Origin of the sequence: Klebsiella sp. HN106 (assembly GCF_051209435.1) — a bacterium.
GTDB classification, from domain to species: domain Bacteria; phylum Pseudomonadota; class Gammaproteobacteria; order Enterobacterales; family Enterobacteriaceae; genus Klebsiella; species Klebsiella oxytoca.
This window is the reverse complement of record NZ_JBLURD010000114.1, coordinates 1-414: the sequence shown is the minus strand read 5'-3', so window position 1 is coordinate 414 and position 414 is coordinate 1. Positions and strand designations below refer to the sequence as shown.

Below are 414 nucleotides of genomic sequence, written 5' to 3'. Positions count from 1 at the left end.
GTGATTAGCCCGCCGTGCTTTTTCATCTCGTCAGCGATCTGGTCGGCGATGGCCCCTTTATAGAAGGCGTCCGGGCCGTGCTCGGCAATCAGCTCCAGGCTCTTACCGAGGTTCTTCTGCACCAGCCGATCGCCCTTCTTCAGCGGCTCGCCGTTCTTCCAGAAGATCGCTTTACTATTTTCATGCTGCGGGATCACTTCGCTGCCGTAGGTCTTCAGATCGTCCGCCAGCGCATCGTTAACGATAAACCCCTCTTCCGCCAGCTTAATGGCCGGACGGATCACTTTGTTCAACGGCATGGTGCCATACTTTTCCAGCGCGAGGGAGAAACCGGCGACGCTGCCTGGCGTGCCGGAGGCCAGATGCGAAGTCAGTGATTTTTTACTGTCCGGGTTGCCCTGGTCGTCAAGGAAC

1 protein-coding gene is annotated in these 414 nt (G+C 57.5%); it reads right to left on the bottom strand.

What is annotated here, in order from left to right; genetic code table 11:
* On the bottom strand, positions 1-414 hold a 414-nt coding region (locus ACSIPU_RS30565), incomplete at both ends, for a gamma-glutamyltransferase (RefSeq protein WP_435322483.1).